The organism is Methylobacterium sp. yr668, assembly GCF_900116245.1.
Taxonomy (GTDB): domain Bacteria; phylum Pseudomonadota; class Alphaproteobacteria; order Rhizobiales; family Beijerinckiaceae; genus Methylobacterium.
In genome coordinates this window covers 42768-63623 of sequence record NZ_FOZY01000014.1, presented here as the reverse complement: position 1 = coordinate 63623, position 20856 = coordinate 42768, and the positions used below count along the sequence as shown (strand labels likewise).

Sequence of the window (20856 nt, the reverse complement as noted above, 5' to 3'; positions counted from 1 at the left end):
CGGGCGACGCCTCGGGGAGAGTGGGGCAATGAACGTACGCAACCGGCTGGGACGGAAGACGGCACTGATCGGCGCGGCCTTGGTCTCGGCTGCCGGCCTCGCGGGCTGCGAGACCGTCGGCAGCGCGGCCGGTCCGCGGCAATACGCGGTCCTGGAGAAGGACACGACCGGCGCCACGAACGTCAACATCGCCTCCCTGACCGAGGTCGTGCAGCGCAACCCGAACGACGCGGCTGCCTACAACACCCGCGGCGCCGCCTACGCCCGCGCCGGCCAGTTCAACGACGCCATCGGCGACTTCACCAAGGCGATCCAGCTCGATCCGAACTCCGCCTCCGCCTACAACAATCGCGCCCTGGCGAACCGCCAGATCGGCCGCGACGGCCCGGCGCTGCAGGACTTTTCCAAGGCGATCGGTATCGATCCGAATTACGGGCCGGCCTATATCGGCCGGGCCAATGTCGAGCGCGCGCAGGGCAACCTCGACCAGGCGCTGAACGACCTCAACGTCGCGATCCGCCTGAGCCCCGAATCCGCGCAGGCGTACCATGCCCGCGGCCTCGTGAAGCAGAAGCAGGGCCAGGACACCCAGGCGATCGCCGATTTCGACGCCGCCATCGACCGCGACCCGTTCGTGGCCGCGCCCTACGCGGCCCGCGGCCAGAGCCTGATCGCGACCAACCAGTACGCGAAGGCGATCGAGGACTACAACGCCGCGCTCAACGTGAACGCCAAGGACGCCACCTCCTGGGCCTATCGGGGCCTCGCCTACGAGAAGCAGGGCCAGCGCAAGGAGGCGATGGAGAACTACCAGCGCGCCTCGACGATCGACCCCAACAACACCGTCGCGCGGGCCGGCCTCGGCCGCGTTCAGGGCGGTGTCGGCACGCTGTTCAACTGATCGCTCCGTCATCGCGCGCGGAGCGGAGCGACGAAGGGCAGCGCGACACGTTCCGCCGCCGGATCGCTCCGCTCCGCGCGCGGAGACGGTGCCAGCGCCTGAGGCGAACTACGCCGCCAGCAGGCCGTTCTCGTCCTGCGTGATCCGGCGCAGGTGGTGGGCGGTGTCGCCGAGCTGGTACTCGATCATGGCGAGCCGCTTGAAGTGGTGGGCGCCGATATACTCGAGCGTCATGCCGATGCCGCCGTGGAGCTGCACCGCCTCCTGGCCGACGTAGCGGCAGGCCTTGTTGATCTGCACCTTCACGGCCGAGAGGGCCGCGGCCCGCGCCCCCGCGTCCGGCGTGTCCACCATCATGGCGGCGTAGAGCGCCATGGAGCGGGCCTGCTCAAGCTGGATCAGCATGTCGACGGCGCGGTGCTGCAGCGCCTGGAACGAGCCGACGCTGACGCCGAACTGCTTGCGGGTCTTGAGGTACTCCACCGTGAGCTTGTGGAGCGCGTCCATGGAGCCGACCGCCTCGGCGGCGAGCGCCGCGATCCCGTGTTCCACCACCCGCTCCAGGAGCGGCAGGCCGCCCTCCGGGTCGCCGAGCGCGGCGTCGGCCGGGAGCGTCGCGTCGGAGAAGGACACCTCGGCGGCCCGGCCGCCGTCTTGGGTCGGGTAGGCCTCGATGGCGACGCCCGCCGCGTCGGTCGGGACGAGGAACAGGCCGATCCCGCTCGGGTCGCGCCGCTCGCCCGAGACGCGGGCCGAGACCACCATCAGGCCGGCCGCGTCGGCATTGGGCACGACGCTCTTCGCCCCGCTCAGCACGTAGCCGTCGCCGCTGCGACGGGCGGTCGTCGCCACGTCGGCGAGGTCGTAGCGGGACTGGCGCTCGGTGTGGGCGAGGGTCAGGCGGAGGTCGCCGGCGACGAGCCCCGGGACGAGGCGCTCCCGCTGCGCGGCGCTGCCGCCGAGCCGCAGGGCCGTCGAGCCCAGCACGAGGCTCGCGAGCAGGGGCTCGACCACGAGGTTGCGGCCCACCGCCTCCATGACCAGCATGGTCTCGACCGGGCCGCCGCCGAGGCCGCCCTCGTCCTCGGAGAAGGGCAGGCCGGCGACGCCGAGTTCCGCGAAGGCCGCCCAGCCGTCCTCGGGGAAGCCGAGGGGCGCCTTGAGGCGCGCCTGCCGGCTCTCCAGCGACGGGTAGAGGTCGGCGGCCAGCCGCTCGACGCTGTCGCGCAGGAGCGACTGGTCCTCGTTCAGGTCGAAATCCATGGTGTTCCCTCGCGGAAATCGTCGGAGGCGCCCGGAACCTCAGGATGAGGGGGAGGTCGGGGCGAGGCGACCGCTCACAACCCCAGGATGCCCTTGGCGATGACGTTGTGCTGGATCTCGTTCGAGCCGCCGTAGATCGAGACCTTGCGGTTGTTGAAGTAGCTCGGCGCCGCCGCGTCGACCCAGTCGAAGCCGCCGGGCAGGTTGTTGGCCCCGGCCCCGCGCGCGGGCGCCGCCAGGGCGAAGGGCCCGGCGAGCTCCACCAGCAATTCTGTCGCCGCCTGCTGGAGCTGCGAGCCGCGGATCTTGAGGAGCGAGGAGGCCGGGTCCGGCTCCACCGAATCCGCCCTTCCCTGCTTGGCCGCCACCCGCATCTGGGTGATCTCCAGGGCCTTCAGCTCGACCTCGACCTCCGCGACGCGGGCGCGGAAGGCGGGATCGTCCCACATCGTGCCGGACCCGGCCGGCATCTCGCGGGCCAGCCGCTTGATGCGGGCGATCCGCTCCTTGGTCAGCCCGATCCGGGCGATGCCGGTGCGCTCGTTGGCGAGCAGGAATTTCGCGTAGTCCCAGCCCCGGTTCTCCTCGCCGACGAGGTTCTCGACGGGCACGCGGACGGAATCGAAGAAGACCTCGTTGACCTCGTGCCGCCCCTCCAGCGTCAGGATCGGCCGCACGGTGATCCCGGGCGTCGTCATGTCGATGAGCAGGAAGGAGATGCCGCGCTGCTTCTTGGCCTCGAAATCGGTGCGCACCAGGCAGAAGATCCAGTCGGCGTGCTGGCCGAGCGTCGTCCAGGTCTTCTGGCCGTCCACGACGTAGTGGTCGCCGTCGCGCACCGCCCTGGTTTTCAGCGAGGCGAGGTCCGAGCCGGCGCCGGGCTCGGAGAAGCCCTGGCACCACCAGTCGTCGAGGTTGGCGGCGCGCGGCAGGAAGCGCGCCTTCTGGTCCTGCCGCCCGAAGGTCGCCAGCACCGGGCCGAACATGTAGCAGTTGAATTGCTGGGGCAGCGGCACCGCCGCCTGGAACAGCTCCTCGGTGTAGATGTAGCGCTGGATCGGGGTCCAGTCCCGGCCTCCCCATTCCTGCGGCCAGTGCGGCACCGCCCAGCCCTTGGCGTTGAGGATTCGCTGGCTCGTGACGTAGTCCTCCTTCGAGAGACTGCGCCCCTCCGAGACCTTCTTCCGGATCTCCGCCGGGATTTCCGTCCTGCAGAAGGTCCGGACCTCGTCGCGGAACGCGATCTCGTCGTCGGTGAAGCGCAGGTCCATCGGCTCAGCTCCGGGCGATCTCGAACAGGCCGGCGCAGCCCTGGCCGCCGGCGACGCACATGGTCACGACGGCGTAGCGCGCGCCGCGGCGGCGGCCCTCCAGCAGGGCGTGGCCGACAAGCCGCGCCCCCGACATGCCGAACGGGTGGCCGACCGCGATGGCGCCGCCGTTGACGTTGACCTTCTCGGGGTCGATCCCGAGCGTGTCGCGGCAGTAGACCGACTGGGACGCGAAGGCCTCGTTCAGCTCCCACAGGTCGATGTCGGAGACGCGCAGGCCCTGGCGCTCGAGGAGCCGCGGCACCGCGAAGACCGGGCCGATGCCCATCTCGTCCGGCCCGCAGCCCGCCGAGGCGAAGCCTCGGAAGGTGCCGAGCGGTTCGAGGCCGCGCCGCGCCGCCTCGTCGGCCGACATCAGCACGCTGGCCGAGGCCCCGTCCGAGAGCTGGCTGGCATTGCCCGCCGTGATGAAGGCCCCCTCCCCGCGCACGGGCTTGAGCTTGGCGAGACCCTCCAGAGTCGTGTCCGGCCGGTTGCCCTCGTCCTTGGCGAGCCGGGTCTCGACCTCCCGGGTCTCGCCGGTGGCCTTGTCGGTCACCGCCATGACGGCGCTCATCGGGACGATCTCGTCGTCGAACAGCCCGCGTTCCTGCGCCGCCGCGGTCCGTCGCTGGCTCTCCAGGGCGAAGTGGTCCTGCGCCTCCCGGGAGATCCGATAGCGCTCCGCCACGATGTCGGCGGTCTCGATCATCGGCATGTAGATCGCCGGCAGATGCGCCTCCAGCCACGCGTTGCGGGTCAGCTCCCGCTGGACCTTCGGCTGGACGAGGCTGATCGACTCGACGCCGCCCGCCACCGCCACCGGCACGCCGTCGAGGATGATCCGGCGCGCCGCGCTGGCGATCGCCTCCAGGCCCGAGGCGCAGAAGCGCGAGACCGTGACGCCGGCCGACTCGACCGGGATCCCCGCCACCAGCGCCGCGTGGCGGGCGACGTTGCCGCCCGTGGCGTTCTCGGGATAGCCGCAGCCGAGCACCACCTCCTCGACGGCCGCGGGCTCCAGGCGCGCCCGGTCCAGGGCGCCGCGGATCGCGTGGGCCGCGAGGTCGGCGCCGCGGGTGAGGTTCAGCGCGCCGCGATGCGCCTTGCCGATGGGCGTGCGGGCGGTCGAGACGATCACCGCGTCGGTCATGATCGCTCTCCCGCTCAGGCGTTCTTCAGGCCGGCGAAGCTGCCGCCCTCGGCGGCGAGCTTCTTCAGGAGCGGCGCCGGCTCCTGGCTGTCGTCGCCGGTCTCGGCCGCGAAGCGCGACAAGGCTTCGGCGACGGTCTTCAATCCGACCGTGTCGGCCCAGTGCATCGGGCCGCCGCGCCAGGCGGGCCAATTGTAGCCGTTGATCCAGATCGTATCGATGTCGCCGGGCCGAGCCGCGATGCCCTCCTCCAGGATCCGCGCGCCCTCGTTGACCATCGGGTACATGAGCCGCGCGACGATCTCGTCGGCCGTGAAGCTGCGGCGCGCGACGCCGTGCTCGGCGGCGACGCGCGCGATCAGCGCCTCCACCTCCGGGTCGCGCGTGCCGGCGCGGGCGCCGTCCGGGTAGAGATAGAAGCCGCGGCCGGTCTTCTGGCCGAACCGGCCCTGCTCGGCGAGCGAGTCCGCCACCGGCGCCCGGCCGCCGAAATCCTTGCGCGAGCGCCAGCCGATATCGAGCCCCGCGAGGTCGCTCATGGCGAAGGGGCCCATCCGGAAGCCGAAGCCGGTCACCGCCGCGTCGACCTCGTGCGGCAGCGCGCCCTCGAGCAGCAGCCGCTCGCCGGCCCGGCTGCGGCGCTCCAGCATGCGGTTGCCCACGAAGCCGAAGCAGACCCCCACCGTCACCGGCAGCTTGTTGAGGCGCTTGCCCAGGTCGAGGGCGGTGGCCAGCACGTCCGGCGAGGTCTTCTCGGCCCGGACCACCTCGACGAGGCGCATGACGTTGGCCGGGCTGAAGAAGTGCAGGCCGAGCACGTCCTGCGGCCGGCCCGTCACCGCCGCGATGGCGTTCACGTCGAGGTAGGAGGTGTTGGTGGCCAGGATCGCGCCGAGCTTGGCGACCTGGTCGAGTTTGGTGAAGATCTCGCGCTTGACGCCCATGTCCTCGAAGGCCGCCTCGACGACGATGTCGGCCTCCCCGGCGTTCTCCAGGCCGAGCGCCCCCGTGATCCGGCCGACCCGCTCGTCGCGCTGGGCCTCGGTGATCGAGCCGCGCTTGGCCGAGCCGGCGTAGAGCCCCCTCACCCGGTCGAGGCCGCGCGCTAGGGCGCCCTCTTCCGTCTCGATCACCGTCACGGGGATCCCGGCATTGGCGAAGCACATGGCGATGCCGCCGCCCATCGTGCCGGCGCCGATCACCGCGGCCGTACGGACGGCGCGGCGGGGCGTGTCCTTCGGCAGGCCGGGCACCCGGCCGGCCTCGCGCTCGGCGAAGAAGGCGTAGCGCAGGGCCTTCGAGCGCGGATCCTCCACCAGGGTGCGGAACTCTGCCCGCTCCACCGCCACGGCGGCATCGAAATCCTGCTCCAAGCCCGCGCGGACCGCCCGCGCCAGGGCGTGGACGTTGGTGGCGTCGGGATCGCGCTTCACCGCCTCGGCGGCCTGCGCCTCGAATTTTTCCCGCGCCTCCGGCGTCAGCGTCTCGGACCGATCGCGCGCGCGTGGCAGGGCGCCGGAATCGGCGAGTTCCAGGGCGCGGGTGCGCGCCTCCGCGACGAGGTCGCCGAGCACCACGGCGTCCACGATGCCCAGCGCCGCCGCCGTCTCGGCGGAGACCGGCTCGCCGGTGAGCATCATCGGGAAGGCGGCGTCGGGCCCGATCAGGCGCGGCAGGCGCTGCGTGCCCCCCGCCCCCGGGATGATCCCGAGCTTGATCTCCGGCAGGCCGATCCGGGCCGACGGGGCCGCGACGCGGCCGTGGCAGGCCATCGCCAGCTCCAGGCCGCCGCCGAGGGCCGCGCCGCCGATCGCCGCCACCACCGGCTTCGTGCTGGCGTCGAGCCGGTCCAGGATGTCCGGCAGGCTCGGCGGGCGCTGCGGCTTGCCGAACTCGCCGATGTCGGCGCCGCCGACGAACACCTTGCCCTCCGCGGCCAGGACGACGGCCCGGACCGACGCGTCCGCGATGGCGTTCGTCAGGGCCTCGTCGAGGGCCGCCCGCAGCGCGGCGCCCAGCGCGTTGACCGGCGGGTTGGCGAGCGTGAGCACGGCCACGCCGCCGTCGACCTCCTGACGAACCACCCGATACTCCCTGTTGTTCTGCAGTGCAGAATAAGTGTCTGCATTTCGGCGGGATGTTGGTCCGAGTGCCCGCCAGCGTCAAGGACGGGCAAGGTCTGTCATCGGGGTGCAGCCAACTGTTCTGCAGTGCAGAAAAGCGTCGCCTCGGCCGTTTGACCCGCGGCCCGGGGCCATGCCATCACAACGGCCCTGAACGAGACTCGGTTGCGGACGCCGCCCGGCGCGCGAAGGCCGGGCCGCCGGAGGCACGGGGAGGATCGCGGTGCGCGGCAAGGATCGGGGCGAGCGGCCCGGGGGCGCCTGTCCGGCGCGGGTTCCGGCAGCGGGGAGCGGGCGGTGAGCGACGGTCCCGAGCGCGACCCGGGCGGGCGCCTGCCCGAGATCCTGCGCGGCCGGCTCGCCCTGCCGGTGATCTGCGCCCCGATGTTCATCGTCTCCGGCCCGGAGCTGGTCATCGCCCAGTGCCTGTCCGGGGTCGTCGGCTCCTTCCCCGCGCTGAATGCCCGGCCGGCCGAACTCCTCGACGCGTGGCTCGCGCGGATCACGCAGACGCTCGCGGAGGCCCGCGCCGCCGACCCGTCGCGGAAGATCGCGCCGTTCGCGGTGAACCAGATCGTCCACGCCTCCAACGACCGGCTGGCGCAGGATGTCGAGGCCTGCGTGCGGCACCGTGTGCCGATCATCATCACCTCCCTGCGGGCGCCGGACGCGGTGATCCGCCCGGTCCACGCCTATGGCGGGGTGGTGTTCCACGACGTCACCAATGTCCGCCACGCCGAGAAGGCGCTGGAGGCCGGCGTCGACGGGCTGATCCTGGTCTGCGCCGGGGCGGGCGGGCACGCGGGGACACTGAGCCCCTTCGCCCTGGTGGGCGAGATCCGGCGGTTCTACGACGGGCCGCTGATCCTGTCGGGGGCGATCACCTCGGGCTCCGCGATCCTGGCGGCCCAGGCCATGGGCGCCGACCTCGCCTACATGGGCACCCGCTTCATCGCCACCCGGGAGGCGAACGCGGCGGCGGCCTACAAGGACATGATCGCCGGCAGCGCGGCCGCCGACATCCTCTACACCCCCTACTTCACCGGCGTTCCGGGCAACTACCTGACGCCGAGCATCCGCGCCGCCGGGCTCGATCCCGAGGCCCTGCCGGTGCGCGACAAGACCGCGATGAACTTCGGCAGCGCCAGCGTGAAGGCGTGGCGCGACGTCTGGGGTGCCGGCCAGGGTGTCGGCACCATCGCGGACGCGCCGGCGACCGCCGACCTCGTCGCCCGGCTCGCCCGGGAATACGCGGCGGCGCGGGCGCGGACGGCCGGCAGCTCCGCGGACTACGCCGCGGATTTCGCCGCAGACCGCGACGGCGGGGCCGTTCCGTGAGCGTCCGCCTCGCCGATCCGGAGCCCGGGATCCGGCTCGTCACGATCGACCGGCCGGAGCGGCGCAACGCCCTCGACCGGGCGACCTACGCGGGCCTGACCGACGCCCTGGAGGCCGCGGGACGGGACGCGGAGGTGCGCGCCCTGGTCCTCACCGGCGCGGGCGGCTGCTTCACCGCCGGCAACGATCTCAAGGATTTCCAGGACGTCGAGACCGGGGGCGACAGTCCCGGTCTCACCTTCCTCAAGGCCCTGCGCGCCTGCCCGCTCCCGGTCGTGGCCGCCGTGGAGGGCCACGCGGTCGGCATCGGCACGACGCTGCTGCTCCACTGCGACCTCGCCTACGCGGGGGACGGGGCGCGATTCCGCCTGCCCTTCACGGCCCTGGGCCTCAGCCCGGAGGGCGGGTCGAGCTACCTGCTGCCCCTGGTGGCGGGATCGAAGCGCGCCGCCGAGCTGCTGATGCTCGGCGAGCCCTTCACGGCCGCGGACGCCGCCGCGGCCGGCCTGATCAACGCCGCCGTCCCGGCCGGGACGGCCCTGGAGACCGCGCTCGCCAAGGCGCGCGCGCTCGCCGCCCTGCCCCGGGTCTCGATCGCCGCCACCAAGCAGGCGCTGCGGCGCGGCCACGACGACAGCGTCGCCCGCGCGCTCGACGCCGAGGCGGAGGTCTTCCACGCTCTCCGCCGCGGTCCGGCGGCGCAGGCGGCCTTCGCGGCGTTCCTGCGCCGATGAGCGGGCGGATGGAGGTGGAGGCCGGCCCGCGCGCCGGATCCGACATCGGGCTCGACACGGCCGAGCCCGACACGGCCGAGCCCGACGCGGCCGGCGCCGGCGCGAAGGAGGACCGGCACTTCGTCACGGCCCTGGCCCGGGGGCTGTCGGTGCTCGCCTGCTTCGGCCCGGGGCGCACGAGCCTCGCCAACCACGACATCGCGGAGGCCTGCGGCCTGCCGCGCTCCACCGTGTCGCGGCTGACCTACACGCTGACCAAGCTCGGCTACCTGCAGCACATGCCCGAACTCGGCCGCTACCGGCTCGGCACCGCCACCATCGCGCTGAGCTCGGCCGCCCTGGGCGGCCTCGACGTCCGCGCCATCGCCCGGCCGGTGCTGCGCGCGGTCGCGGAGGCGGCCAACGCCTCGGTCGGCCTCGGGGTGCGGGACCGGCTCAGCATGCGCTACGTCGACTGCCAGCGCGGCCCGGCGGCGATCTCGCTCAACCTCGACACCGGCTCGCGCATCTCGCTGGCCCGCAGCGCCATGGGCCGCGCCTACGTGGCGGTCTGCCCGGACCGGGAGCGCGCGGGCATCTACGAGGACCTGAAGGCGCTGGATCCCGTGGCCTGGCCGGTGCTGCGCGCCGGCCTCGACCGCGCGGTGGAGGAGCACCGGGAACTCGGCTGCTGCACCTCGTTCGGCGAGTGGCAGGAGACGGTCTGCGCCATCGCGGTGGGGTTCCATCCCGGCGGCGGACTGCCGCCCATGTCGGTCAATTGCGGTGCCCCCACCGTCATCACCGACGCGCGCTTCCTCCTGGAGGTGGCGCGCCCGAGACTGATCGACGCCGTGCGCAGCCTCGACGGCGTCATGGGAGCCTGAGGACCATCGCGATGGATGCCGTTGCCGACCTGCCGCTCGCCGGAATCCGCGTCCTCGACCTGTCCCGGGTCCTGGCGGGACCCTGGTGCGCGCAGGTGCTGGGCGATCTCGGCGCCGACGTGATCAAGGTGGAGCACCCGGAGCGCGGCGACGACACCCGCGACTGGGGCGTGCCGACGAGCCCCGGCAACACCTCGTATTTCGACAGCGTGAACCGCAACAAGCGCTCGATCGGTGTCGACCTCGCCACGCCGGAGGGGCTGGCGATCGTCAAGGCGCTCGCCCGCGAGAGCGACGTGCTCGTCCAGAACTTCAAGACCGGCGGGGCCGAGAAGCTCGGCCTCGGCTACGCGGACCTGTCGGCGGAGAATTCCGGCCTGATCTACTGCTCGATCGCCGGCTACAGCTCCGACGGCTCCGAGGCCGGCCGGCCCGGCTACGACCTCGTGGTCCAGGGCGAATCCGGCGTGATGGCGCTCAACGGCGAGGCCGGGGGACCGCCCCTCAAGTTCGGGGTCGCGGCGGTCGACCTGTTCACCGGCCAGTTCGCCGCCCAGGCGGTGCTGGCGGCCCTGTACCAGCGGGAGCGGACCGGGCGCGGCCGGACCGTCGACCTCGCCCTGTTCGACTGCGGCGTGGCGCTGACCTCCTATTACGGCCTGGAGGCGCTCGCCCGGGGGATCGATCCGCCCCGCTACGGCAACGCCCACCCGTCGATCGTGCCCTACGGGGTGTTCGAGGCCGGCGACGGGCCGGTGGTGATCACGGTCGGCAACAACGGGCAGTACCGCCGCTTCTGCGAGCAGGTGCTGGAGCGGCCGGACTGGGTCGCGGACCCGCGCTTCGCCACCAACCTCGACCGGTCGCGCAACCGCGCCGCCTTCATCCCCGTGCTCGAGGCCGAGCTCGCCAAGTGGGAGCGCGCGCCGCTGATCGCGCGGCTGAGGGCGGCGGGCATCCCCTGCGGCGAGGTGATGGGCCTGCGCGAGGCGCTCACCTGCGACCGCGCCCGAGAGGCCGGGCTGGTGGTCGCGGCACCGGAGGCGGCCTCCGCGAACGCCCACGTCATCGCCCCGCCCTACCGGCTCGACGGCCGCCGGCTGCCGGTGCGGCGCATGCCGCCCGGCCTCGGGGATTCGAGCGCCGAGATCCTGGCCGAGCACCTGGACTACCCCGAGGCCGCGCGCGACGCCCTGCGGGCCAAGGGCGTGGTCCGCTAGGCGGCCGCCGCCCGCCGGCGCGCGCCCCGGGCTAGCGCAGCACGCCCTCGGCGAGGGCCCGCTGGATGCCCCGGACATCCGCGCCCTTCTTCAGGGTGCGCTGGATCGGCTCCGCCGCCCCCGAGACCCAGATCTTCAACTCGGCGTCGAGGTCGAACGTGCCGGCGGTCTCGACCGAGAAGCGCACGATCGCGCGGTACGGCACCGACAGGAACTCGACCTTGCTGCCGGTCACGCCCTGGACGTCGATCAGGATGACGCGGCGCTCGGTGAACACGAACACGTCCCGGATGATCTTGAAGGCGAGCCGCGCCGTCTCGCCCTCGATCAGGATGCCGTCGAGCCGGCGCTCCAGGGAGGCCGCGTCGACGGCCGAGCCGTGTCCGAGCAATCCGTCCAGTAGGCCCATGGCCGCTCATCTCGTGCTGGTCCGCGTCGATGCCGAGGATGGCGCCTGAGCGTCGCCGCGGCAACCGCCCGCCGTCAGGCGCAGGTCGAGGCGTCCGACGGCCTGTCGGGCCGGCACCGGGCGTCGAAGCTTCGCGCGAGCTCGGCGAGGCTGACGGAACCGAGCCGCGCGACCAGGAGCGCCTCGGCCTCGCGCAGCGTGTCCTCGACCGCCGCGTTGACGACCTGCTCGACCGCGCAGGCCGGGTTCGCGCGATCGCTGCCGATCGCGAAGATGCGGGGGCCGCCGACCGCGCGGTGGACGTCGAGCAGCGAAACCGCGTTCAGGTCCGCCGCGATGGACCATCCGCCGCCGTGCCCCTTCTCGGATTTCACGTAGCCCGCGTTCCGGAGCCCGGCCATCGTCCGCCGGACGACCACCGGGTTCGTCCCGAGCATCCGCCCGATCGCCTCGGACGTCATCGGTCCGTCGTGGCGGGCCATGTGAAGCAGCACATGGAGCGTCCGGGAGAGGCGGCTGTCGGTGCGCACCCGCCGATCCATCACACCGGGCCCGGGATTGGCAACCGTGCCCGATCACGATACTTATCAAGTTACGTGATGGAGCGGAGCCCGAGCGGTGCGCGAGTTCGAGAACCCCGATCGGTGGGACAAGGTCGCCGAGCACTACGCGACGACCGCCCACCCGTTCACCGCGCGCTTCGCGGAGGCGGCGCTCGCGCGGGTGCCGCTGACCGGGCGCAGCCGCGTCCTCGACGTCGCGGCCGGCACCGGTGCCCTGGCGCTGGCCGCGGCGCGGACGGGGGCGCAGGTCCTCGCGGTCGACTTCGCGCCCGGCATGGTCGCGCGCGTCGCCGGGGCGGCCCTGCCCAACGTCGACGCGCGGGTCATGGACGGCCAAGCCCTCGACCTGCCCGACGGCGGCTTCGACGCGGTGTTCTCGATCTTCGGGGTGATCATGTTCCCCGACTGGCGGAAGGGCCTCGCCGAGATGGCGCGCGTGACGCGACCCGGGGGGCGGGGCGTCGTGGCGACCTGGCAGGACCAGGGCGCGGCGACGTTCCTGCTGCTCGGCGAGATCCGCCGCCGGCTGTTCCCCGAACGCGAGAGCCGGGCGATGCCCGACGGGGTGCGGGCGCTCGGCGATCCGGCCGGGTTCACCCGGGAACTGGTCGCGGCCGGGTACGCGGCCCCGCGGATCGACCGGGTGACCTTCGACTACGCGCTCGACGTCGCCCTGCTCGACGACCCCGACACGGTGTTCGGCCTGTCGCCGGACTGGGTCGACCTGAGCGCGGACGACCGGGCCGCGGTGATCGCGGAGGCGCGGCGCATGGCGGCCGGACGACCCGTCCTGCCGATCCCCTCCACTGCCCTGATCGGCGTCGCGGAGCGCTGAGCGCCGCTTCGCGCGGGGCCCGGCGCCTCAGCGGGTCTCGCGCGCGTCCGCGAGCCGCGCCCGCGCGTCGTCCAGAACCCGGGTCAGGGCCGCGTCCCACGAGACCCGCGGCTGCCAGCCGGTGGCGGCGTGGAGGCGGCCGGCATCGCCCGCGGCCAGGGGGATCTCGGTCGGCCGCACCCGCTCCGGGGCGATGCGGATCTCGAACGGCACCCGGGCCCGCGCGCGCAGGTCCTCGAGGACGCTGGCGATCGTCCGCGGTTGGCCCGAGCTGATGTTGAACACGCTCCCGTCTGCGAGGGAGTCCGCGCGGCCGATCAGGTCGGCGTAGGCGCTCGCCACGTCGGCGACGTCGAGGAAGTCGCGGTAGGACGAGAGGTTGCCGACCTCCAGGCAGGGCGGCACGAGGCCGGCCTCGATCCGGGCGATCTGTCCCGCGAAGGAGGCCACGACGAAGCGCTCGTCCTGGCCGGGACCGATATGGTTGAACGGCCGCAGCACGACGAGCTTCACGCCGATGCGGGGCAGCAGGTCGCGGAGCAGCTGCTCGCCGACCCATTTCGACCGGGCGTAGGTGTTGCGCGGCAGCGGCTCGACCGCCTCGCTGAGGGTGTGGCCGGCGAGGAACGCGCTGCCGTAGACCTCGCCGGAACTTACGAAGAAGAAGGTGCAGCCCGGCACCGCCTCCACCGCGGCCACGAGGTTCATCAGGCCGTTGACGTTGACCCGCCACGTTTGGCCCGGGCCGCTCGCGGAATCCGCCACCGAGGCGAGGCCCGCCAGGTGCAGGATCGCGGTCGGCCGGAACCGCGCCACGAAGCCGCCGAGCGCGGCTTCGTCGAGGAGGTCGATCGCCGCGTAAGTGACGCCCTCCGGCAGGCGCGGCGACCGCCCCCGCCCGATCCCGGCCACGCAGTCGCCCGCCCTCGCCGTCGACCCCGCCGTCGCCCCCGCCAGGAGCGGCAGGACGTGGCCGCCCACGAAACCGGCCGCCCCGGTGACGAGGACGCGCCGCGGGGCCGGGCCGCCGGACCCGTGGGGAGAGGGCGCGCTCACGGCGCGATCCGGGCGGGGAGCGTCACCTAGCCCGGGTTCCGGGTTCCCCAGCGCACGCCCATGCTGCCCTGCCCGGCCCCCGGCGAGCTGCCGGCATCGGCGCCGATCGCCGGGCCGGAGGCGGTCTTCGGCCGGTGCTGCGAGCCGGCCGCCAGGGGCTGCGACGCCAGCGTGTCGGGCACCTCGGACAGGACTTCCTCGTCGCGATCGGTGGCGAACTGGCCCGCCTTGCGGAAGGTCCAGAGATAGCCCGGCACCACCGCCTCCGCGGCGGTCGGCGTGATCCCGATCCCCTCGAAGGTCCGGCCCTCGGCCTTGGCGGCCTCCGAGACGACGTTGTCGTTCTGGAGCAGCGTGACCTGATCGCGGGTCAGCTTCAGCGAGTCCGGCAGCAGGCCGAAGGTCAGCGTGTCGGCGATCTCCAGCATGCGGGCCTGGAGCTTGGCCGCCGGCACGGGCAGGTCCACGACGACCCGCTTCCGCCGGATCGTCTTCAGCATGTAGCGCACGAAATGCTCCAGCGTGCCCACCTCCGGGCCGCCGAGCTCGTAGACCTTGCCGGGCGCCAGGGTGCCGTCGACCGCGCGGGCGATCGCCTCGGCGACGTCGCCCACGAAGGCCGGCTGGAAGCGGGACTGGCCGCCGGCCAGCGGCAGGACCGGGAGCGCCCGGGCGAGGCCGGCGAAGCGGTTGAAGAAGCTGTCACCCGGCCCGAAGATCAGCGAGGGCCGGAACACGACCGCGTCCGGGCAGGCGGCGAAGACCCGCGCCTCGCCCTCCGCCTTGGTGCGCGCGTAGAGCGACGGCGAGGCCGGATCGGCGCCGATCGCCGAGACCTGGATCATCCGGGCGCCCTGGCGCGCCGCGGCGCGGGCGATCGCCTCGGCCCCGTCGACCTGCAGCCGCGCGAAGCTCTGGGAGCCGGTCTCCTGCAGGATGCCGACGAGGTTGATCAGCACGTCCGACCGCTCGGCGGCCCGGGCCACCGAGTCCGGGTAGCGCAGGTTCGCCTGGACGGCGACGATCTGGTTGACCTTCCCGAGCGGCTGCAGGAACAGCGCGAGGTCCGGCCGGCGCACCGCGACGCGGATCCGGTAGCCGCGCTTGGCCAGAGCCCGCACCACGTGCCGGCCCAGGAAGCCGGAGCCGCCATAGATGGTCACGAGCTGGTCCTGCGGGCGCAGGGGGCCCGGCGCGGCGGCGGAATGCGTCTGCTCGCTGGTGTGCGCCGTCGCGGACGCCGTCGTGTTGTCTTGGCCGCTCATCGCCGTGGTCTCGAGCTCCTCGCGCGCCTCGGGGCGCCGTCAGGCGGCCTACTTAGCCTAACTTCGGCGCGATGGGAGCCGCCGAATGCGCCGCCGCGCCATTCCGGTGAACAGCGCGGGGCGGATGATCGCGGCCGAGGGACCGCGCGCCGGCTCGCGGGAGGCTGATCACGGGGCTGGAACGGGTGCCGCCGCCGTGCATTCTTCCCCACCATACGGCCCTGCCGAATCGCGCGGATGGGACGCGCCGGGGACTTCGATGATTGTAGGGATGCTCGTTTCCGCGGCGATCGCGGTGCTCGGTCTGCTGGTGGCGCTCGGGTACGTCGGCCACCCGATCGACGCGCAGCTCGTCAGCAACTACGGCTGGAGCATCCTGATTATCGGCGTCGCGCTGTTCGTGCTGTTCACCTGGGCCCGGTACAGCCGGACGCGCCGGCGGCGCTCCGTCTGACGCCCGGCCTCAGGCGACCTTGATCCTGCGGCGCATCTCCCGCGCCACGGCCGGGCGCGCGCTCGGCCGGCCGCTCACCGCCCGTGGGGCGCCGACGATCAGGCTCTGGCGCTCGCGCGCGATGAACGCCGTCGGCATCTCGGCCTGGAGGTCGGCCTCCATGTCGCGCAGCGCCGTGTCGGAATGGGCCGGGTGCAGGTGGATGATCCCGAGCGCCTTGACGCCGGCGTTCCGGGCGAGCTCCACGCCCTTCTGCCAGGTCGAGTGCCCCCAGCCCCGGCAGGTCGGATATTCCCCGTCGGTGAACATGCCGTCGTAGACCATCAGGTCGGCGTCGGCGACGAAGGCGGCGAGCTCCGGATCCGGCCACGGGTCGCTGTGCTCGATGTCGCTGATCAGGCACAGGCGTCGGCCGCCGTGCTCGAACCGATAGCCGACCGATCCCTGCGGATGGTTCAGCAGGATCGTGGCGACGCGCGTGCCATCCGGGAAGGCCAGGGTCTGACCCGCCTCGAAGCCGTGGTGGTGGAAGGTGCAGCACAGCTTGTCGAGCGTAACCGGGAAGAGCGGCGGCGCGAACAGGCGGTCGAGGGTCGGCCCGGCCGATTCGCCGCCGAGGTTGCCGCAATAGGTGTTGATCACCCGGTCGGGATCGAGGACCGCCGGCTTGAAGAAGGGCAGACCCGCGGTGTGGTCGAGATGCAGGTGGCTGAACAGCAGGTCGACTTCCTGGGGCAGATCGGTCCGGTGACCCTGCCCGAGGTTGTAGATGCCCGAGCCCGCGTCGACGATGAACATGCGCTGGCCGCACCGCACCTCGATGCAGGGCGTGCTGCCGCCGAACTCGGCGTATTGCGGGCCGCTGACGGGCGTCGAGCCGCGGACGCCCCAGAAGCGCAGTGCGAGGTCCTGGTCGGCCGCCAGGATGGTCGGCTCGGAACTGTTCGACATGGCGATCACGAATCCGCGGACAGTCGGTCCCGATCACTTATGATCGAAACCCCGTCGCCGTTCCGGGAAGGTAGCTTTGAATACGGCAGGCCGACGGAGCAGGTGTACCGCTCATCCCCTGCCGTATCATGAATTGGTGTGCCGCACGCGGTCGTGATGTGCGTCCGCGCACACGCACGGGCCGCCGCGAAGGGCCTTCGCATGCTCAGAGGGGCTCCGCGGCGGCCAGGAGACCGGCCGGCGACCCGGCCAGAATCGGGCGGCCGGTCGCCGATCCGGCGAGTCCCGCGGCCAGCCAGGACGGGAGTGCGTCGCTGTACCGCGTCGGGAGCGGCGCGACCAGAGCCCCGAGCGGGTCAGGCGCCCGCTCGTAGACCGGCACGAACCCCGCCATCTGCCGCGGCGACAGGCCCGATCCGGGCGCGGCCCAGCCGGCCCAGACCGTCTCGGGCACCGGGCGATGGACGCGATGGCCGGGCACGACCACCACCTCCTGCCCGGCGAAGGCCAGGGCCTCCGGCCGGCTGATGTCCCCTACCGCGCCGCCCCGGGCCGTGTAGGCCGCCCAGAAGGCGTTCTGCCCGCCGTCGGAATAGGTGGTGCGCACGGCCGGCTCGCCCGCCTCGGCGAGCGCGGCCATCCGCGCCTCCTCGACCGCCCGGCGGGTGGTGACGGCCGCCTCGACGGCGGGATCCCGGGCGGGCGCGAAGGCGTACCGGCCCGCGACGACCGAGACCTGCAGCTCCTCCCGGCTGGCCTCGAACCGGTCGGAGCCGGCCTTGAGCTCCCGCCAGAAGGCGATGTTGGGATCGGTCCGGTGGCGGGCCATGTTCTCGGCCGTCATCCGGAACGGGTAGGACTGGAACTGGAAGGCCGCCTGCCCGCCGTTCAGCGCGTCCCGGGCGATGGCGTAGATCTCGCCGACCGTGCCGTTGGTCATGGCGAAGCAGCCCATGGACGAGCAGATCCCGTGCACCATCACGGCGGAGCCGGTGCCGCCATGGGCCCGGTCGTAGGCGTTGGGGTAGCCGACGTCGAAGGACAGATAGTAGTGCGAGTTCGGGTTCATCTGGCGCCGGGGCACGGCGTAGAACCCCTCCGGGGTCTGACGGTCGCCGGTCTTGCGCTTGGGCCCGAGCTGACCGGACCAGCGGCAGATCGGGAAGGTCTTGATGTAGACGTAGCCCGCGGCGCCCTTCTTCCAGACCTCGATCTCCGATTCCTTCTTGTAGGCCCGGAACAGGACCGGCGAGGCGGCCGTCACGCCCTTCTGCGCCATCAGCGCGAGGGTCGCGGCCGGAATCGGCGCCTCGGCCTTGCCCGCCTGCGCGGCGGCCGGGCCTGCGAGGGCCAGCAGAACGAGGCCGGCGGCGAGGGGAAGCGAGGTCGACAGGGGCATGAACCGTCCGCGCTGGATCGGCCGGGATGGCTGCCGGACGGGCGCGGCCTCGCGACCTGACGGAGTATTGCGGCGGCCGTGAGGCTGCGCGTCCGGTCCGCCCGTCGCCCCGCCCGTCGCTCCGCGGAGGCGCCGCCTCCCCCGCGGACGGGCACCGCCGCCGGTTCCCCTCAGGCCGCGGGTTCTGGCTCCCGCTCGGCATCCGCCGGCACGGGCGCGACGACCGCGCTGTTCTCCACGGCGATCACCGCGTCGAACGGCGCGGCGCACTCGGCGAGGCCCGTCTCGGACAGGAAGACGATGAGGCCGCGCCCGGCCCGCGCCTGCCGCAGTTGGGCGAGACGCTCGCGCGCGCCCTCGGCCTTCCGCTCGTCCATCGCGACCGCCACCACGAGGATGTCGGGGTCGCGGGCGAGGCACCGGCTCAGCTCGATCGCCACCCGCTCGCGGGCGTTGATCGCGCCGTCCGCCAGCGCCCCGGTGCTGGGCTGGATCTCGACCTTGCTGTCGAGGCCGAGGCCGTAGACCGAGGCCTCGAGGCCCTCGTCGGCCAGAACCCGGCGCACCAGTTCGCGCACCCGCGGCTCGGCATTGGCCTCGCCGAGGCTGATCCGGCCGAACAGCAGGTTCTCCTCCAGGCTCGCGGCCGGATTGACCCGCGAGGGATCGTGGAACACCACCGCGCCGGCGAGGTGGGCCGGCAGCATCCGGGCGAAGGACCGGCGCGCCTGCACGAGGCGCTCCTCGAACGGGCCGTCGATCAGGCCGAAGCGGTGGCGGGACTCGTTGTAGCGCAGCGCGAGGCCGATCAGCCGCGCGCGGTCGCGCTGGCCCGCCGGTCCCCGCCGCAGGCTCGCCGCTCCGGGCAGGCGCGCCACGAGATCCTCGAAATAGCCCCGCTCGGCCGCCTGGAACAGCGAGTAGGCGTCGAACAGGGGGTGGTCGTTGGGCAGGTCGGCGAAGATCTCCACCGTGCTGCGGGCCACCGACAGGCCGATCTCGGTGAGCGGCCGGACCAGCCCCTCGGCCTCCAGGACCGCCCGCAGGTAGGGGTGGCGGGCGAAGCGCAGGGGCGCGAAGGTGCCGCCCACCGGCTCGCCGAACAGGATGTTCTCGCCGATGCTCGCCTGGTTGTTGTAGCGGTCGGGGTCGAAGGGCTCGACGAGGCGCTCGGCGCCCTTGGCGGCCAGCGCCACCCGCATGGTGCGGCGCGCGGCGACGATCGCGGCGGCGAGCCGCGGCTGGGCGGCCGGGTCGAGCCGCCCGGTCAGCCCGCGGGCGTACACGAAGCCGTCGAGGCCGGTGAGCCGGCTGATCCCGATCAGCGCGATGTCGTCGGGCGCGGTCGCCGGATCGGTGCCGTAGAGCAGGTTCTGCCGGAGGGAGCCCTCCATCAGGATCGCCTCGCCGGACGTGAAGGCGATCCGCCGGGCGCGCTCGGCGGCGTCGAAGTCGCGCAGGTCCGTGCCCGCGTAGGTGACGGCGCCGGCCGTCGGCTCGACCTGGCCGGCCAGCACCGCCGCCAGCGCGCGGGCGCCGCTGCCGCGGCTGCCCGTGATCGCCACGTGCCCCGGCATCGACACGGCCACGTCGACGCCGGTCAGGCGCTCGCCCGTGGCCGGATCGAAGGCGCCGACGCCCTCGGTGGCCAGGATCCCGGACCGGGGCAGCGGCAGGGCGGCGGCGCCGCTGCGGGCGGCCCGGGCCCGCCGCCCCTCGAGGGCCGCGATGGTGCGGGCGAGGTCGCGCAGGCGCGGGCGCACGGACCTGCGGACCATCCAGAGCCGCGCGCAGATCGCCGCGAGCCAGCCGGCGAGGCCGAAGGCGCCCACGGCCGCCACGAGGGCGGCCGGATCCACCGGGGCCGCGGGCGGCTGGCCCGGTCCCGAGCGCCACAGCGCGGTGCCGGCGGCGATCGCCGGAAGGATCACCGCCAGGGCCAGGGCCGGCGCCCGGGCATAGGCCAGCCGCGCCTCGGCCCGCCCGACATTGGCCCGCATCGCGGCGACGCGGGCGGCGATCCGGCGGCGCTCGATGGCCGCCGCGCCGTGGTTGCGCACGGCGGGCAGCCGCCGAACGAGGTCGTTCAGGCTCTCCTCGGCGCGCGCGCTCGAGCGCAGGCGCAGATCGTGCCGGTCGCGCGCGCGCTCGAGCACCAGCCCGTAGGCGAGGCCGATCGCCGCGAGGCCGATCACCGCCGCGGGGACCAGCCTGGGCGCGGCGAGCGCCGCGAAGCCGAGGGCCAGGATCAGGGCCGCGATGGTCATCGCCGGCAGCACGATGCCGGCGGCCAGCAGGCGGTCGGCCCGGGCCAGCACCTCGCCGACGATCCGGGTGAGGCCGCGCGCCTCGTCCCGCGCGCCCGCGGGCGCGTCGAGGATCGCCTGCAGCACGCCCTCGCGGACGGCGTCCCCGGCCCTGTTCTGCGCCTTGAAGCACAGGCGCGCCACGAACCAGCCGACCCCCGCCAGCGCCAGCGCGCAGACCGCGATGCACAGGAAGGCCGTGAGTTCGAGTTCGGCGGGGCGCATCGGGATGCCGGGGACGAGCACCAGTTCCCGGCCCGGGAGCTCCGCCGCCACGCGCAGGAACGGGAGGACCGGCGCCTCGTCGCGCGGCAGGACCGCGATCAGGTCGCGCAGGCACAGGAGCGCGAGCGCGCAGAGCGGCGCGCCGACCCCGACCGCGAGGGCCGCCGCGACGGTGTGCTGAGGCCGCGCGGCGCGCCACGTCAGGAGGAGAGGATCGGATTCCATGCGTCTCCGGACAGCATCGGGCGGGTCCGCCGCGGTCCGCCGCCGTCCGCGGCATAGGCCTTCGGGGCCGCGGCGGAAAGGGCGGCCGGCGCGGCCCGGCCCCATGCGACATGTCGGCCGGACTGATCCAAGTTCTAGCCCTGGTCTGGAAGCGCTCTAGGTTCGATTCCCTGCACGCGGCGCGATCCGGAGCGTGCCGCGAGGTCCGCTCGCCGCGTCCGCCCGGACCGCATCGCGTGGGCGTGCCGGCGCAGCCGATC

General features: G+C 73.5%; 18 protein-coding genes. 7 read left to right on the top strand and 11 right to left on the bottom strand.

Annotation, left to right across the window (positions count from 1 at the left end; all coding sequences use genetic code 11):
- The first annotated feature begins 28 nt into the window (after window positions 1-28).
- Window positions 29-901 carry a tetratricopeptide repeat protein gene (locus BM419_RS18115; RefSeq protein WP_020092402.1) on the top strand — a complete coding sequence of 291 codons (873 nt, stop codon included), beginning with the start codon at window positions 29-31 and terminating at the stop codon, window positions 899-901.
- A gap of 108 nt (window positions 902-1009) precedes the next feature.
- Here the strand turns inward: BM419_RS18115 and BM419_RS18110 are convergent, their stop codons facing one another.
- The 4 genes from BM419_RS18110 to BM419_RS18095 all read right to left on the bottom strand — a co-directional run bounded on the left by BM419_RS18110 (window position 1010) and on the right by BM419_RS18095 (window position 6711).
- Window positions 1010-2164 carry an acyl-CoA dehydrogenase family protein gene (locus tag BM419_RS18110; protein ID WP_020092401.1) on the bottom strand — a complete coding sequence of 385 codons (1155 nt, stop codon included), beginning with the start codon at window positions 2162-2164 and terminating at the stop codon, window positions 1010-1012.
- Window positions 2165-2238: 74 nt separating this feature from the next.
- Entirely contained in the window at window positions 2239-3435 is a 1197-nt protein-coding gene (locus BM419_RS18105; RefSeq protein ID WP_091682218.1) for an acyl-CoA dehydrogenase family protein, read from the bottom strand.
- 4 nt (window positions 3436-3439) lie between these two features.
- Window positions 3440-4627 carry an acetyl-CoA C-acyltransferase gene (locus BM419_RS18100; RefSeq protein WP_091927248.1) on the bottom strand — a complete coding sequence of 396 codons (1188 nt, stop codon included), beginning with the start codon at window positions 4625-4627 and terminating at the stop codon, window positions 3440-3442.
- A gap of 14 nt (window positions 4628-4641) precedes the next feature.
- On the bottom strand, window positions 4642-6711 hold the full coding sequence (locus BM419_RS18095; RefSeq protein ID WP_091927247.1) for a 3-hydroxyacyl-CoA dehydrogenase NAD-binding domain-containing protein: 2070 nt from the start codon (window positions 6709-6711) through the stop codon (window positions 4642-4644).
- Window positions 6712-7047: 336 nt separating this feature from the next.
- Between BM419_RS18095 and BM419_RS18090 the strand changes: the two genes are divergently transcribed.
- Genes BM419_RS18090 through BM419_RS18075 form a run of 4 tightly spaced genes read left to right on the top strand, consistent with a single transcriptional unit; the run spans window position 7048 to window position 10908 of the window.
- Entirely contained in the window at window positions 7048-8088 is a 1041-nt protein-coding gene (locus BM419_RS18090; RefSeq protein ID WP_091927246.1) for an NAD(P)H-dependent flavin oxidoreductase, read from the top strand.
- On the top strand, window positions 8085-8822 hold the full coding sequence (locus tag BM419_RS18085; protein ID WP_091927245.1) for an enoyl-CoA hydratase-related protein: 738 nt from the start codon (window positions 8085-8087) through the stop codon (window positions 8820-8822). Before BM419_RS18090 ends, BM419_RS18085 begins: the two co-directional genes overlap by 4 nt.
- Window positions 8819-9688, top strand: coding sequence for an IclR family transcriptional regulator (locus BM419_RS18080; RefSeq protein WP_244491829.1), 870 nt, complete (start codon window positions 8819-8821; stop codon window positions 9686-9688). The genes BM419_RS18085 and BM419_RS18080 overlap by 4 nt, the downstream gene beginning before the upstream one ends.
- Before the next feature lie 11 nt (window positions 9689-9699).
- Window positions 9700-10908 (top strand): CaiB/BaiF CoA transferase family protein, encoded by a 1209-nt coding sequence (locus BM419_RS18075; RefSeq protein WP_056523439.1) that lies wholly within the window; start codon window positions 9700-9702, stop codon window positions 10906-10908.
- 31 nt (window positions 10909-10939) lie between these two features.
- Here the strand turns inward: BM419_RS18075 and BM419_RS18070 are convergent, their stop codons facing one another.
- Both BM419_RS18070 and BM419_RS18065 read right to left on the bottom strand, forming a co-directional pair.
- Window positions 10940-11317, bottom strand: coding sequence for a PH domain-containing protein (locus BM419_RS18070; protein ID WP_020092393.1), 378 nt, complete (start codon window positions 11315-11317; stop codon window positions 10940-10942).
- A 74-nt stretch (window positions 11318-11391) separates the two neighbouring features.
- A complete protein-coding gene (locus BM419_RS18065; protein ID WP_056523560.1) occupies window positions 11392-11847 on the bottom strand; it encodes an Rrf2 family transcriptional regulator in 456 nt (151 codons plus the stop codon).
- Window positions 11848-11935: 88 nt separating this feature from the next.
- Here BM419_RS18065 and BM419_RS18060 point away from each other — a divergent pair, with 88 nt between their 5' ends.
- The gene (locus BM419_RS18060) at window positions 11936-12715 is read left to right on the top strand and encodes a class I SAM-dependent methyltransferase (RefSeq protein ID WP_056523437.1); all 780 of its coding nucleotides are present in this window, start codon (window positions 11936-11938) and stop codon (window positions 12713-12715) included.
- Between the two features lie 27 nt (window positions 12716-12742).
- Here BM419_RS18060 and BM419_RS18055 read toward each other — a convergent pair whose 3' ends face one another.
- Complete coding sequence (locus BM419_RS18055) at window positions 12743-13771, bottom strand: NAD-dependent epimerase/dehydratase family protein (RefSeq protein WP_091927244.1); 1029 nt, start codon at window positions 13769-13771, stop codon at window positions 12743-12745.
- A 26-nt stretch (window positions 13772-13797) separates the two neighbouring features.
- Entirely contained in the window at window positions 13798-15036 is a 1239-nt protein-coding gene (locus BM419_RS18050) for a complex I NDUFA9 subunit family protein (RefSeq protein ID WP_020092389.1), read from the bottom strand.
- Between the two features lie 271 nt (window positions 15037-15307).
- Between BM419_RS18050 and BM419_RS18045 the strand changes: the two genes are divergently transcribed.
- Entirely contained in the window at window positions 15308-15490 is a 183-nt protein-coding gene (locus BM419_RS18045; protein WP_020092388.1) for a hypothetical protein, read from the top strand.
- Window positions 15491-15499: 9 nt separating this feature from the next.
- Here BM419_RS18045 and BM419_RS18040 read toward each other — a convergent pair whose 3' ends face one another.
- From BM419_RS18040 to BM419_RS18030, 3 genes are all read right to left on the bottom strand, one after another.
- Window positions 15500-16441: an MBL fold metallo-hydrolase gene (locus BM419_RS18040; RefSeq protein ID WP_020092387.1), complete on the bottom strand. Its 942-nt coding sequence runs from the start codon at window positions 16439-16441 to the stop codon at window positions 15500-15502.
- A 205-nt stretch (window positions 16442-16646) separates the two neighbouring features.
- Window positions 16647-17840 carry a L,D-transpeptidase family protein gene (locus tag BM419_RS18035; RefSeq protein ID WP_091927243.1) on the bottom strand — a complete coding sequence of 398 codons (1194 nt, stop codon included), beginning with the start codon at window positions 17838-17840 and terminating at the stop codon, window positions 16647-16649.
- A gap of 170 nt (window positions 17841-18010) precedes the next feature.
- Window positions 18011-20596, bottom strand: a complete 2586-nt coding sequence (locus BM419_RS18030) for a P-loop NTPase family protein (RefSeq protein ID WP_091927242.1) — start codon at window positions 20594-20596, stop codon at window positions 18011-18013.
- Window positions 20597-20856 lie beyond the last annotated feature (260 nt).

Excerpts from the sequence above, each read along its gene's own strand:
- BM419_RS18115 (WP_020092402.1), top strand. The coding sequence starts at position 29 with ATGAACGTACGCAACCGGCTGGGACGGAAGACGGCACTGATCGGCGCG.
- BM419_RS18110 (WP_020092401.1), bottom strand. The coding sequence starts at position 2,164 with ATGGATTTCGACCTGAACGAGGACCAGTCGCTCCTGCGCGACAGCGTC.
- BM419_RS18105 (WP_091682218.1), bottom strand. The coding sequence starts at position 3,435 with ATGGACCTGCGCTTCACCGACGACGAGATCGCGTTCCGCGACGAGGTC.
- BM419_RS18100 (WP_091927248.1), bottom strand. The coding sequence starts at position 4,627 with ATGACCGACGCGGTGATCGTCTCGACCGCCCGCACGCCCATCGGCAAG.
- BM419_RS18080 (WP_244491829.1), top strand. The coding sequence starts at position 8,819 with ATGAGCGGGCGGATGGAGGTGGAGGCCGGCCCGCGCGCCGGATCCGAC.
- BM419_RS18075 (WP_056523439.1), top strand. The coding sequence starts at position 9,700 with ATGGATGCCGTTGCCGACCTGCCGCTCGCCGGAATCCGCGTCCTCGAC.
- BM419_RS18070 (WP_020092393.1), bottom strand. The coding sequence starts at position 11,317 with ATGGGCCTACTGGACGGATTGCTCGGACACGGCTCGGCCGTCGACGCG.
- BM419_RS18050 (WP_020092389.1), bottom strand. The coding sequence starts at position 15,036 with ATGAGCGGCCAAGACAACACGACGGCGTCCGCGACGGCGCACACCAGC.
- BM419_RS18045 (WP_020092388.1), top strand. The coding sequence starts at position 15,308 with ATGCTCGTTTCCGCGGCGATCGCGGTGCTCGGTCTGCTGGTGGCGCTC.
- BM419_RS18040 (WP_020092387.1), bottom strand. The coding sequence starts at position 16,441 with ATGTCGAACAGTTCCGAGCCGACCATCCTGGCGGCCGACCAGGACCTC.
- BM419_RS18035 (WP_091927243.1), bottom strand. The coding sequence starts at position 17,840 with ATGCCCCTGTCGACCTCGCTTCCCCTCGCCGCCGGCCTCGTTCTGCTG.
- BM419_RS18030 (WP_091927242.1), bottom strand. The coding sequence starts at position 20,596 with ATGGAATCCGATCCTCTCCTCCTGACGTGGCGCGCCGCGCGGCCTCAG.